This is a genomic window from Clostridium aceticum (genome assembly GCF_001042715.1).
GTDB lineage: Bacteria > Bacillota > Clostridia > Peptostreptococcales > Natronincolaceae > Andreesenella > Andreesenella acetica.
On the sequence record NZ_CP009687.1, the window covers coordinates 137,451 to 152,271 of the forward strand.

General features: G+C 36.1%; 8 protein-coding genes. All 8 read left to right on the forward strand.

Annotated elements, in window-relative coordinates; genetic code table 11:
* Positions 1-507 precede the first annotated feature (507 nt).
* The 8 genes from CACET_RS00630 (at position 508) to CACET_RS19295 (ending at position 14,809) form a co-directional block, all read left to right on the forward strand.
* Positions 508-2,868 (forward strand): copper amine oxidase N-terminal domain-containing protein, encoded by a 2,361-nt coding sequence (locus CACET_RS00630; RefSeq protein WP_044824637.1) that lies wholly within the window; start codon positions 508-510, stop codon positions 2,866-2,868.
* A gap of 98 nt (positions 2,869-2,966) precedes the next feature.
* On the forward strand, positions 2,967-4,106 hold the full coding sequence (locus tag CACET_RS00635; RefSeq protein ID WP_044824638.1) for a TolC family protein: 1,140 nt from the start codon (positions 2,967-2,969) through the stop codon (positions 4,104-4,106).
* A 23-nt stretch (positions 4,107-4,129) separates the two neighbouring features.
* On the forward strand, positions 4,130-4,912 hold the full coding sequence (locus CACET_RS19290) for a copper amine oxidase N-terminal domain-containing protein (protein WP_052661379.1): 783 nt from the start codon (positions 4,130-4,132) through the stop codon (positions 4,910-4,912).
* Positions 4,913-5,116: 204 nt separating this feature from the next.
* Positions 5,117-7,630: a CotH kinase family protein gene (locus CACET_RS00645; RefSeq protein ID WP_052661381.1), complete on the forward strand. Its 2,514-nt coding sequence runs from the start codon at positions 5,117-5,119 to the stop codon at positions 7,628-7,630.
* Between the two features lie 145 nt (positions 7,631-7,775).
* A complete protein-coding gene (locus CACET_RS00650) occupies positions 7,776-9,680 on the forward strand; it encodes an S-layer homology domain-containing protein (protein WP_044824639.1) in 1,905 nt (634 codons plus the stop codon).
* A gap of 256 nt (positions 9,681-9,936) precedes the next feature.
* Positions 9,937-11,151: a GumC family protein gene (locus tag CACET_RS00655; RefSeq protein WP_044824640.1), complete on the forward strand. Its 1,215-nt coding sequence runs from the start codon at positions 9,937-9,939 to the stop codon at positions 11,149-11,151.
* 57 nt (positions 11,152-11,208) lie between these two features.
* Positions 11,209-14,190: an O-antigen ligase family protein gene (locus tag CACET_RS00660; protein WP_044824641.1), complete on the forward strand. Its 2,982-nt coding sequence runs from the start codon at positions 11,209-11,211 to the stop codon at positions 14,188-14,190.
* Between the two features lie 106 nt (positions 14,191-14,296).
* Complete coding sequence (locus CACET_RS19295; RefSeq protein ID WP_052661382.1) at positions 14,297-14,809, forward strand: winged helix-turn-helix transcriptional regulator; 513 nt, start codon at positions 14,297-14,299, stop codon at positions 14,807-14,809.
* The last annotated feature ends 12 nt before the right edge of the window (positions 14,810-14,821 follow it).

A 14,821-nucleotide genomic window follows, 5' to 3' on the forward strand; every position in this document is an offset into this window, starting at 1 on the left:
GTATTTTTTATATGCTTTTTAATTATATAATTAAAATAAGGTTAATAAAGCTATGGAACTGCATCGAAGTCAAGAAGACTGACATCTACACCACAGCTTGTTAAACGGAGCTAAGGGACTGTCCCCATGGCGTAGTGATGCTTAAACAGAAGCTTGTCAAAAAAGGTAAAAAAATTGTAACATACTTGTAATGGTAATTTAGTGAGATTATGTGTATAATGGTTTTAGTAGCAAGGAGAACACTAATTTTACAGTTGTGTTACAAACTACCATTAGAAGTTGACCTTGGAAATAACAGATGGTATAATCGTAGCTACGGGGCAAGTGATAAAGCAAGTGAATAGTGATATGTTTTTAAGAAGAGATTTGTCGCTTACGCTTATTTACAACTTATGCTTTTAAAGGTTTAAAACCTTTAAAATATAGTACTTTGGGGGGTTGAATACATAAGCATCCTAAAGTAAGAAAAAAATAAAAAACTTAAAATTTAAAGGAGGAAGAAAAAGCATGAAAAGAAAAATAGCACTTTTATTAGCGCTAGCTATGGTATTAACTATGATACCAATGATGTCCTTCGCTGCATCTAGCAATGCTATGAGTAACATTGTAAGCGTAGGAAGAAATGCAGATTTAGGTGAAAACTTAAGAACAGCACCAGTATTACATTTAAGAGAATCTGAGCCAGGAAACTCTTGGAGAGAAGGTGGCGTGTTCAGATTAACTTTATCAGATGGATTAAAGTGGAATAACAATGCTGCTGACACTGTTGCATCAAATGTATACAATGACAGCCAAAGCTTCAACATCAACAGATTTATTGCTGCTGATGGAAGTATCATTGCTAATCCTACTAACACAAACAACTATGAAATGGGAAGAAGCACAACTGGTCATATAGCAAGAAGAATATCTGACAGAGAGTTAGAAATTGAAATCGTAGAAACAAACGTAAATGGTATAGCAAGAAACAACTTCTGGATTCCTATGAACGTAGATATGAATGGATTCGTAGGGGAAGCTCAAGTAACTGTTACACCTGTTGACAGTGGTATTACTGGAGGTACTTACACATTTGCTAACTCTTCAAGAGGTGGCACAGTAGCGACTGTTGATAGAGTAAGAAATATCGGAAGAACAGGTAACCTTGGGACAGTAAGAATTGAAGAAACAAACGTAGGAGCTGTAAGAAACGAAGCAGTTGTAACATTAAAGTTACCATCAAACTTTGAGTTTGTTAATATCAACAACTGGTTACGTAACGAGCCTGCTAATGCTACTGCTGATGATGACTTTGTAACATTTACAGGCGGATGGAATGGAGCGACTATTTCAAACGTAGTGCCAGACGGAGAAAGAACTGTAAGATTTACAATCAATCTTCCAGCTACAACTTCTGGAACACGTGGTTCAATCCTATTCACACCACAAGTAAGAGCAGATAGAAATGCTAGATATGGAGATGTTGTATTAAGTATTAGCGGAACAAACAACGTATCTTCTGAAGATATTACTGTAGCAAAATACCAAGATTGGGGTGCTGTTGCAGAAATTGAAGAAGTAAAAGAATTAGTTGCAGGTAAAGTAAACGATGTAGTAACAACAGCTTTAATTACAGTAGAAGAAACAGTGCCAGGTGCACTTATTGAAAACAGAGAAGTTGAAGTTGTATTCCCAAGCTGGGTTAAAGTAATTGGTGTACCAAGTTCTGAATTTGATGCAACAAACTTAGATGTAGAAGTTGATGAAACAGAAATCAGAAACGGAAGAGATGTAATTTCTTTCCAAATCACTGAATCTAACGATACAAATAGTGTAGGAAGCTTTGAATTCGAAGTAGAATTAAGTATTGAAGCAAATAAAACAGGTGACATCGTTGCTGAATTCAGTGGCGCTGGCATGGAAAAACAAGAGTTAGTTGTAGCTAAAGCTATCGCTCCTGTTACAGTAAAATCTGATGCAGACACACCAGTGAAGATTGGTCTTCAAGGTCAAGCTGCACCAAACTTCACCATTACAGAAAATGTAAAAGAAGCTATTGAAAGAAGACAAGATTCTTTACTTCATACAGATGGCAACATAAGAGTAGTTGGTGGTTCAGCTGAAACTACAGCAGGTGCTGCTAATGGAACTATTGAAATTGCTTTACCTCAAGGTGTAAGATTTGCAGCTGTACCAACAGTTAAAGTAGTAAAAGGTAACGGAGAAATCTACGAAGATCAAATTACTTTAACTAATGCTGCTGGACGTAACACAATGGATTCTCTATTACAAATCCCTGTGAAGTCTGAAAGTACATCACCTATGGAAATTGAAGTAACTAACGTAAAATTAACAGTAGATAGAACTGTACCAGAAGGTGACATTGTAGCATACGTTGGTGGTACTGCTTTAATTGAAAACTATAGAGATAGACCAAATGCGGGTGAATTTGTAACTGATTATGTAACAACATTTGTAATTGCTACTACAGTTACACCAGCTCCAGGTGAGTCAACATCACCAGAAGTTGTATTAACAATCGGTTCTTCAACAATCTACACAAATGGTGTAGCTAGCACAATTCCAGTAGCTCCATACATCGATGCTCAAAACAGAACAATGGTACCAGTAAGTGCTGTTGGTAGAATCTTAGGAGCAGAAGTTGATTGGAACGAAGCTACAAGAACAGTTCTTGTAACAAAAGATGGAAACAGAGCTTTATTAACAATCGGAAGCGATGTTATGAGTGTAAATGGTATGAACATCCCTATGAGATCTCAAGCTGTAATCACAGGCGAAAGAACATTTGTACCATTAAGAGATTTAGGTGTAGCTTTAGGTGTTTCAACTGATTGGAATGCTGCTACACAAACAGTAACAGTTAAATAATTAGACATCAAGATAAAGTAAAAAGAAGACTCCTTAGGGAGTCTCTTTTTACATAAACATAATGTTGATATGTGGTGTTAAAAGGAGGAAATAATGCCATGAAATTTAAAAAGACAGTTACAGTTATGTTAACATTAGCTATTTTTTTATCTCCCATCGCAAACAGCACTATCTATGCTTCAGAAAGAACAAGCGAGGATATGGTAGCCTATGATCAAGAAAACCATGCTTTATCATACAGCCACGAAGAGTTAGTACAGCTTGCTATAAAAAATAGCAATGAAATAACTAGGATATCTCAACAAATAAAACGTGGACAGATTGTAAGAGATAATCTAGGAAATCAGTATACATATACTCCTGTAGGAATAGGCACAGGTGAGGTTGAAGATATTCAGGCAAGGAGCCTTGTGCAAGGATTGAGAGCTGCGGATACTAACCTACAGGTGCTAAGAAGGCAAATCGAAACTTTAGAGGATAAGTTAGCATATGATGTCCAAGCAACAATGAATAAAGTTTTATTAGCAAAGCAACAATTAAATCTTAATATTGCAAGAAAAGAGTTAGCTCTGGCAGAGCTTAGGTTAGCAAATATTAAGCATAACACAGGTACTTTAAGTAAATTTGAATTAACAAAACTTCAAAATGATTTTGAAGAGGCGGTTAAGAGAATAAACAACTTAGAGCTAACATTAGAAAGTGCTTATCTTGAGCTTAATAACTTAACAGGGTTAGATAAAGACCTACGATATGAATTAAAAGCAGTGGAAAATCAAGATGAAAAAGCACCTTCTTTAGAGGGTCATATAAGAAGAGTCTTGGCTGAAAGCTCAACCATATGGTCATTAGAGCAAAATGTTAGATTAGCAGAGATTAGTCTATCTCTTCATAGTTATAATGCTGGGCAGGACCCTTATAGAGCAAAACAGGTTGATGTTGCTACAGCAAAACTAAACTTAAATAATACAAAAGAAGTGATGGAACATTCCCTTAGAAGCCTGTATCAAACCTTAGAACAGCTGAAGGAAGCACGAGAAATATTAGAAATTAATCTTCAAAAGATTAATCACAATTATGAACTGGTGAAAATTCAAGTAGATCTGGGTATGGCAATCCCATTAGAACTTATTAAACTAGAAAATGCTATCGAAGAACTAAAATATCAACTATTAGAAAATGAACTAAGATATGAAGAAAGTTTGCATATTTATAAAAAGCCATGGGTAGTAGGAAGCTAATATGAGTGAGGAGGAATCTTCAAATGTCAAATAAATTTTCTTTCAAACAGCTAAAGGTTTTGAGCGCAGGCATTGTAATAGGTGCAACCTTGATAGCACCTGCTATTAGTTTTGCTAACACTTCTATATCCGCATGGTTAACTAATGACATAGCTATATTTTTTAATGGTCATCAAAAAACGCTGCCAGAAGGATACGAAATTTTAGTTTATAATGGACGGACCTATACGCCGGCTAGATTTGTTGCGGAAGAATTAGGGGCTGAAGTAGTATGGGATGAAGCATCAAGGAACATTTTTATTAGCTATGATAAGAAGCCGAAGGAAGAAGTGGTTGATGAAAAACCAATACAAGAAGTGGTAGAGGAAGAAAATCAAGAAAAAGAAGAGAAACAAGAAAAACAAGAAGAAGAAAAACAACCACAAAAAAACTATAGAAAGCTACCTCTTTCTAAGAGCTTTCATGAGGCTTACGTAGAAGTAACTGTTGTGCATATTGATACTAACGAAACGGTTGTTTATGTAGAAATGGAAGGAAGAAGAGAGAATATACCAGTACAACTAAATCAAATGGCATCAAAGCTTGAGTTTGGAGACACAGTTTATCGACCACAGGACTTAAAAAGATCTGTAAATCCAATCGACACAAGATGGTACCATGATGTGAGGGAAGATGATAAAATTACTGGATGGGTAAAATTCCCTAAAATTCCTGAGGATACAAAAAACCTGACCCTATACTTAGAATTTTTTAGAAATGATGGAACAAGTGAAGCTACAGGGATGGAATTTGATATAGCTTTATAGCATAAACCCTACAAAAGAAATTGCAAGCTTATGAAATAAGGTATAAGCTTGCAATTTCTTTTGTTTTTTACTAGACTTAACCAGCAGATTGACATGAATGACTTGGGCTGACGCACAAAGTTGTATGCTTAAGAGACTCTTGAAACTTGCTAGAAAATAGCATATTATATATTTTAAAGAAGTGATTTTTGACAGGAGGAACATATGAAAAAGATAAAAGCTTATACACTGGTAGGTATTTTAATTGTGGGAATCATTATTTCTCTTATCTTGCTTCCGAATCTGAAGGTAGAAGGTACGTTACTTATTAATGAAATTATGTCCTCCAATGGAGACGTTATCAAAGATGCAGATGGAGATTATGAAGATTGGATAGAGATATACAACGCAGGGGATCGAAGAATTAATCTGAAGGGATACGCATTATCTGATAACCCCAATAAGTTGGCAAAATGGAGACTTCCTAAGATCATGTTAGAATCGGGAGAGCATTTACTAATATGGGCTTCTGGAAAGGATAAAATCGGAGAAAACGGAGAACTCCATACAAACTTCAGCATTAATTCAGGAGGAGAACCCATTTTTCTTACAGCACCCAATGGTAAAAGCATTATTGATAGGGTAGAAGCTGTAGCCATTCCAAGAAATAGATCCTATGGACGAACAAAGGATGGCGGTGAAGAATGGCAATTTTTTGATCAACCTACCCCAGGCACTTCTAACAATCCAGCCGAAGGTTATCAAGAGGTACTAGCCTCACCTGTTTTTTCCAATGAGGCAGGATTCTATAGAGAGAATTTCACACTAGAACTGAGTGTAGAAAATGATGCTATTATCTATTACACTTTAGACGGCTCAGAGCCTACAGAAGAGTCACTAGTCTATACAGAACCAATAAAAATAGAAACGCAGGTGGTTGCTGCTAATCACCCTATTCAAATGATTACAGGCGAAAGTCCTCCAGCCTTCCCTATTAGCTTTATCCAAACCGCTTCGCATGATCTTTATGGAGAATGGGGTTATCAGAGGTATCGTTGGCATTCTCCCACTGGTACTTCCATGAAGGCGGTGGTTGTCCGTGCAAAAGCCTTCAAAGAGAAAGCCATTCCTAGCCAAGTCGTTACCCAGACTTACTTCATAGATGAAAACATTGACAAAAGATTTGATCTGCCTGTTATTTCTATAACTACAGATAGAGAAAATTTTTTTGGTTATGACGAAGGAATTTATATAACCGGTAAGATTTTTGATGAGTGGAGGGTTGCAAATCCAGATGAGAAGGTACTAGGCAATGTCCCAGCCAATTACAATGCAAGAGGTGTAGAATGGGAAAAACCAATTCATATAGAACTCTTTGAAAAAAACGGGACATTAGGATTTTCTCAGGAAGCAGGGCTAAGGATTCATGGAGGATTTACTAGAGCTTGGGCTCAAAAAACATTAAGAATTTATGCTAAGAGAGACTATGATAAAGAAAGCTATTTCAATTATGAAGTTTTCCCAGGATTAAAAAAATCTAATGGGGATGGAACTTTACAGCAGTTTAAACGTCTAATATTAAGAAACTCTGGAAATGATTGGACGTATACTTTGTTTAGAGATGCACTGATTCAAGATTTGGTGAGGGATTTTAAAATAGATACCCAAGCCTATCGACCAGCAGTAGTGTATATAAATGGAGAGTATTGGGGTATTCATAACATTCGAGAACGTTATGACCAGCATTATTTTGAAACAAACTATGACGTAGAGGGAAGTGATGTAGCGATTATAGACATCACTGAAGTGGAGCAGCTAAAAAAAGAAGAGTCACCAGACATAGAACACTACCTTCACATGATCAAATTTCTGGAGGAGCAAGATATTACGCTAGAAGAAAACTACCAATATGTGAAAACCTTGATGGATATAGAGAGTTTTATAGATTATCAAATTGCAGGTATTTATGTAGCCAATACTGACTGGATTGGAAACAATTTGCAGCTTTGGAGGTTAAAAATAGAAGAATATCAACCAGATGCTCCTTATGGAAAGGATGGAAGATGGAGGTGGATGCTATTTGATACAGATTACGGTTTTGATTTAGATAATTATGGGATGTATGCTCATAACACGCTGGATTGGGCTACTACCGACAAGGGAGAAGATAGAAATGCACCTGAATATACATTCTTATTGCGATCCCTTTTGAAAAATGAAGAATTTAGAAATCAGTTCATCAATAGATTTGCGGATGTGATAAACACTAATTTTGCCCCAAATCGGGTAACCGGAAAAATAAATGAGATGCAATCTACGCTAGAACATGAAATGCAGTACAATATTCAGCGTTGGGTAAACTTTGGAAGTGTAAAAGAATGGCGAGAAAATGTTGATGTAATGAGAAATTTTGCCCAAGAGCGACCTTCCCATATGAAGAAATACATTATGGAACACTTTGGAATAGCAAAAACTGTAGATTTTATTATACATCTATCTAACCTTGAAGAAGGAACAGTAAACATCAACACCATCACCATAGATGGACAAACCCCTGGGCTAGTCAACAGTGCACTATGGAAAGGAAGCTATTTTAGCGGTATACCAATAGAAGTCACAGCCATACCAAAAGAAGGTTATCAATTCATAGGCTGGGAAGGAAGAGAGGACGAAGCAGACACCCTATACATCATTCCGTGGGAAGACTTTACTCTAAGACCTATTTTTGAAAAGATCTAAGCTAAAACTATAATTGCAATATTTAGATAGGACAAACTAGATAACATTTCCTATTCATGAAATTTTTACACAAGAAGAAAGGATTTTGCAAGGAAATATAGAATACTACCTTATAAGAATTTAAAAACAAGGGGGATAAAGGACAATGAAAAGCTTAAGAAAATTGTTTATAGTAGTAATGATACTATCAACGCTTATAGCTGCAACTAGTACGAGCTTTGCTGCTATATCCTTTGCTGATGTAGGAGCAAACTACTGGGGAAGACAGCATATTGAAAAAATGGCAGGAAAAAGCATCGTAAGTGGTATGGATGAAAACGGAAAACGGGTATTTAAGCCAGAGAATCCAGTCAGTAAAGTACAAGCATTACACATGATATTTAGAACCCTACGAGCTACCAATAGTTTGCAGTCTACAGCAAACTTTACAAATAAATATCAGGAGGTAATGGCATCTTACAACGTCCCTGAGTGGGCCTATGAGGCGGTGGCTTATTCTTTAGAGTATGAAATCTTGACTGGCGGAGAATTAGCTGAATTAATGAGAGGGGACCAACAATACCCTGCCACAAGGCAGCAGGTAGCGGTTTACTTAGGTAAGGCGATAGACACTGACCCCCAAGGAAGTGCCGTTTCTATTATAACTTTTATTGACAGGGAACTTATTGATGCTACAGCACTGCCTTATGTGGAGTTGTTAGTAGGACATAATATCATTTCGGGAGATGATAAAAACCACTTTAACCCCAGAAGCACTATCACAAGAGCACAGATGGCAGCGATTTGTTCTAAGGCTTATGATGTGCTAGAGGAAGAAATAGTTATAGAAGTACCAGTACCACAGCCACAACCACAACCACAACCACAACCAGTACAGCCAGTGGAAGAAGAAAAACCAAAAACTACGAAGCTTCTGGGCACTATTGAATATGTAGTAGCAGATACTAGAACCCTTCTTGTTCGTAACGAGGAAGAAAATAACGTGCTATATGAAATAGAAACTTATACAGAGGTTTTTGTAGATAGTGTAAAAAGAAATATAAATAGTTTATCCAAAGGGCAAAGAGTTAGCTTGGAATTTGATCAATATAACCGATTAGTAAAGATAGAAGTAAATCCTCAACAAAACAAAGTTGCAGGCTTTATCGACAACGTGCTACTTGGAGATCTTTATGATAGAATTATTGTCGGAGGAAAAACCTACAGAGTATATGCAGATGCAGAGATACTTATAAAAGATAAAAAAGCAACAATAAGAGATTTGAGAGAAGACGATTCCGTAACAGTACATTATGATGGGGAAAGGGCATTAAAAATTGTCGTTGAAAACCAAAACCAAAGTTTTACAGGAATACTAGAGAGTGGAGTCAGCTTTACTCGATATCCATACACCATCAAGGTGAGGATAGTAGGCAATGCTGTTAGAGATCTTCAAATAGATGAAGATACCGTTGTTAGAAGAAATAATAGAAGAGCATACTTGGATGAATTATCAAGAGGAGATATTGTTAATATTACAACAAAAGACAACTTGATTACCCGCATCGAAGCCACTTCAGGTATCACTAGGACCCAAGAAGATGAAGGAATTATTACAAGTATCACCATCAGTGATCCAATGAAAATAACTATCCTTAATGATGATGATGATGAATTTATTTATGAAGTAGACAACGCTACATCTATATATATAAATAATTTGAAATCCTCTATATCAGACTTGAAACTTCACTATAGAGTTAAATTAAAACTACAAAATGGTGTAGTTACACAAATAGATGCACAAAAAGTAGAACAAGGCAATGCTATTAGTGGAACTATAACAAGAATCAATAGCAGTATCGATCGGGTCATTGTAAGAACCTACGATGCAGCTACAAGAAAATCGGAAGAAGTCTCCGTTTATATTGGTAGAGATACAGAAATCTATATTGGAGGAAAAGTAGAGTCAAGCATAAGATACTTAGCAGTGAATGACCAAGTATTTATTGACGGAAAATATGAAGATGGTATCTTGGTAGCTACTAATGTTTTTGTACGTAATAACTAAAGACTAAGAATAAACTAAGCGGAGACTTCTCCGCTTTAATTTTTTTTCATGTACTCTTACTTTTACAGTATTTAGTATATTATATTTTCTTACATTTCTTGATTTATACAAAAAAGTCATATAAAATGAATAGTGGAAAGAATCCATGCATTTTATGACAGATTTCCAATAAATGCTACATATTACATAGATTAGCGTAGCTTAATTCATGGCAAAAAAAATATTATTATATAATAGACAGAGGAGTTGAAGTTAAGTGGAAGAAATAAACTTGAGAGAACTGATAGAAGTGTTAATAAAAAGAAAAATATTCATTATAGGGATAACGATAGTATCTATACTAATGGCAGGAATCGTTAGCTTTTTTAAGTTAGAACCAGTATATGAAACAAGAATGGTATTAATGGCATCCCAATTCAGTGATCGACTACAGTCTACACAAGTACAGGGTGAAGGGATCGATAGTATATTGAACTCCTTATCAAAACTTCCCGTCATGACCCTAGAAACCTACCGCCAGCAAATAACAGCTCCTAGAATCATGCGAAGCACCATAGCAGATCTAGGATTAGAAGAGGAATACGATATTGAAAGCTTAGCAAGAGCTATCAAACTGGAAACAATCAAGGACACCAACTTGATCACCATCAAAATGCAGCATGGAGATCCAGAAAAGGCAGCAGAAATTGTGAATAAAGTAGGAGAAAACTTTGTAGCCTTCGTATCCGATAAAGCAAAGGAACATGCTACTACATCTTCAAAATATGTCGAAACGCAAATGCAAATTGAAATGGAAAAGCTGGAAGAAGCTCTAGAGGAGCTTAAAGAGTTTTTATCCCAACCAAGAGGTGTATCAGAGCTGGATAAGGAGTTGACAGCAAAATTAGAGCAGATCACATCCTATAAAACTGACTTAACTGACCTGGAAGTCCGACAAAATGCCTTAAAAGCTGCTATCACTGTAGCTGAAAGGGAAGCAAAGGATACAAATAGAGTCATTCTTAGAAACCAATCCAATGATGGTGAGAATGTATCTATTAACAATTTGCAGCTAATGATAGAAGATTCCGCTACATCGCTTAAAATTGAATTGGCAGAGGTAGAAGCAAGTACTCAGAGTGTAGGTCAGCAAATTAATGTGCTACAGCAACAAATTGAAGAGATTCAGGTAGAGTTACAAGACAAGAAACATGAAGAAAGGCTAATCAACCAAAAAGTATCTATAGCTCAAAATACCTACGATGCCTTTGTAAAGAAATACGAAGAGTTAAGAGTAACAGAGTCATCGCAGATCGGAGAAGCCACCATCACAGTCATATCTAGAGCCTTCCCAACCACTGTACCAGTAGGGCCTAAAAAAGCGCTAAATCTTGCAATAGCAGCGGTGCTAGGAGTGATGATTGGTGTATTTGTTGCCTTCTTTATAGAGTATTGGCAAACGTCTGGACAAGAAAAGCAAGCAGCACAGTAAAAACATCTAAGCCATAAATTTTTATTTTAAATTTGCTTACTCTAGGAGTGGTTGATATTGAAAACAAAAGAATTAAAGAAAAAAAATAATGTTATTGAAAAAGAAAGGTCTGTTGCAGGTAAATCAAAGGGAATTGTTGTTTTTACCTTATTATGTATTTTGTTATTTTATCCTCCCTTCTTCAGAGGATTATTTTTTCAAAAAGAAATATTGATGACTCATATCCTTTCCTTTGGATTATTTATCATTTACTTAATAAATAAGACTACTAAAGGAGAAAAAGTCACTCTTGATAGTCCTTTTGATTATATAGGCATGTTTTTTATCGTTGCCTATATACTGCCTATTGTTTTTAGACAATGGGCAGATCTTAGGGAAGCTATAGGTTTAGTATTAAGATATGTTAACTTTTTTGTTGTTTATCTTATGGTGAAGGACTATGCTAAGGAGGAAAGATATAAAAATTACATGCTAGATGTATTTATACTAAGTGGGACCTTAACAGCTCTCATAGGTCTTTTGGGAGCAGCTGGCTATGTAAATCTTCCAGACGTAGTATTGGGGGGCAATCGGATTTCCTCTACATTCCAGTATCCTAATACCTTAGCAGCCTTCTTGATGACCTTATTCTTTATAACAGCAGAAAAGCAAGTCTCAGTAGAAAAGCTGTGGAGGAAAAACCTTTATGCTACAGCTGGGTTCTTGATGATTTTTACCTTTATCTTTACCTACTCTAGAGTAGCATGGATGATTTTCCCTATTTTTGCTGTAGTGTATTTAATTATTTTGCCAGCGGTTGTGAGACTGAAAGTTCTCTTCTATTATATTGCAGCAGGGCTGACAAGTCTACTGCTACTACAACCCTTCAATAATTACATTACTAACGTAGAGGATAAAAGCTCAATGGCTGTAATTACAATGCTAGTAGGAACAGCTATATTTATCGGGATCTATACAGTATTGCAATTTGCCAATGAAAGACTACAAAAAAGACATTATAAAATCATTTATATAACCTTGGCGGGTGCCGCAGTAGTGATGGGAATTTTAGTAACAGCAGCCCTAAACATTACAACACCAGTAACCTTTGACAATACAGAGGTTCTAGAAGATAGAAATAACACGATTCATAGAGCAATTAGAAATATAGAGGCTAATCAAGATTATGTATTACAAGTAAATGTAGACTCCATAAGCAATGAAGAAGGCCAGTGGCCTTGGAGAATTAGAATTGTTGGCGTTGATGGAGAAGGACAGCATCAAACCCTGCTAACTAGAAATGGTGAGGTTGAAGAGGAGGGAGCGATTCTAATTCCCTTCACTACCGAAGAGAATACGGAAGGGTTATCTATATATTTTGATAATCGACACCCTGGTACAAAGGTTACTTTTAATGAAGCACGCCTGATGGTCAATGGAGAAGTAGTAAGTAACATAAAGCTGAGCTATCGATTTATTCCAGAAAGTGTTGTTAACCGATTTAATGTAATGAACTTAACAGAGCGTAGTTTTACTACAAGAACAGCCTTTTACAGAGATAGTTTTACGATATTTAAAGGCTATCCTATCTTTGGTGCTGGTGGTGGCGCATGGAATGGTCTTTATCCTAAGTATCAATCAGAGCCCTACTTCAGTACGGAAGTACACAACTACTTTTTGCAAACCCTAGTAGAGCTAGGGGCCATTGGTTTGTTATTAATGGCAGCACTGATATTAGCAATTTTGACACTATTTATCATATATATAAAGAAGAGACAATTAAGAGAAATGACTATATTATTTGCTATACTATCTCTTCTAGTCCACAGCATTCTAGACTTTAACTTTTCTTATCTATCCATACCCCTATTTATGTGGAGCTTGATTGGGGTAGTTGATTCAAAACCTTTACTAGAAGATAGCAGAGTAAAGATAATCAATCTGCAGGCTAAACTCAATAAAAGTATAGCAGCATTTATTCCACTGATGATAATACTACCACTTTTGTTGATATCTTTCTCTTTATACAGTGGGCATCAAGCAGCGACGGCGGCTGTATATGCCCTACAGGTGGGAGGAGATTTCGATAAGGGATATCAACTGATGGATAGCGCTGTAGGAAGAGATCCTTTTAACAAAGAATTTAGAATGGACTTAGCTCAGCTTCAAACCAGCATAGGTCAGCAAACTCAGCAGCAGCAGTGGCTGATGATGGCGGAGGAAAATATACAAAGTGCTTTAAAATATGCGCCCTATCATAATGGTGTACTGCAGCAGGCCTCAGCTTACTACACTTCCATGGGGGACTTTGAAAAAGCAGCTTACTATCTAGAAAAACTCATAGTAGCGGCTCCTTTAAGACAGCAAACCTATGAAACTACAGCGAAGATTTATAAGGCTATGGGGGATTATTATGAAGATTTAGGAAAGCAGGAGGAAAGCTTTGAAATGTATGAGAAGGTTTTAGCGGTAGTAGAGGAAGTCATGGCTGCTAACGCAGTAGCAAGAAGACCACTTATCTTAAATCAAGAAACTATAGATGTAATTTTTACAAAAAGATATATTCTTGACAACATTAATAAGAAAGATAATTTACATAAGGTGGAAAGTGTTGTTTATCTATCCTATTTAGATTTAGATGTTGATGGAGATGGTAAACTAGATGAAAGAGGTTGGTGGATTTGGAATAGAGAGGGAGGTAATATTGCTATAGAAATGACGGAGGAAGGAACTGTTGTTACCAACGATGGAAATGACATAGGAATACTATTATCGCCTCAAATAGAGTTACAGCCCTCTAAAACTTATGGCATTGACTTGAAGTTAAAGGCTGCAGCAGAAGACCATTATATACAACTGGTGATTTATAGCGGAAGTGGAACCAATACTCAGTTTAGCCAACATCCCCTAGAAGAACTTACGGCAGAGGGAACATATAGCTTTACATTTACAACCACTGATGATATTGAAGAGGGGGGGCAGAATATAAGACTTTATCACCATGGTAATACCGATAAGGGTTTTACCGTAGAACAGATTCTACTTTATGAAATGAATTAAAGTATAGTTAAAGCAAAAAATTATTGACTAAATACAAGTAAAAATATATACTAAACTTATAGCGTTCAAGAATTGAACGCTATAAGTTTAAGGTTAAGGTGAAGCGATGGACAAAGAATATATTGTATTAGAAGAAGTAAAGGAAAATAGACACATATCTCAACGGCAATTAGCAGAAAAAACAGGACTCTCATTAGGCAGTGTAAATATTTTGCTTAAAAAAATGGTAAAAGAAGGTCTCATAAAGATGGAATTCATTCCCGCCAATAGAGTGGCATATATGTTAACCCCTAAAGGTATGGTGGAAAAGGCGAATAAAACATATAAGTACATAAAGCACCACTATAGAGTGATCGAAGAAACAAAAGAAAAAGCTAAGGTGATACTTACTCAGCTACTAGAAGAAAACCCCAAAATTTATATTGTGCTAGATGAAGAAGAAGTCAGTCAATTAGTTAGAATAGCTATTGCTGAGCTTGATGTGCAAGATAAAGTAGTAATAGTAGGTAGGAGCCAAGAAATTTACCAAGAGAATTTACTAGTTGTTTTGAATAGGGTGGATTATGAGACGTATGTTCAGAAGAATGGTAAGGTTGTTGATTTGGTTGAGAGGTTATAGGGATAAACAATC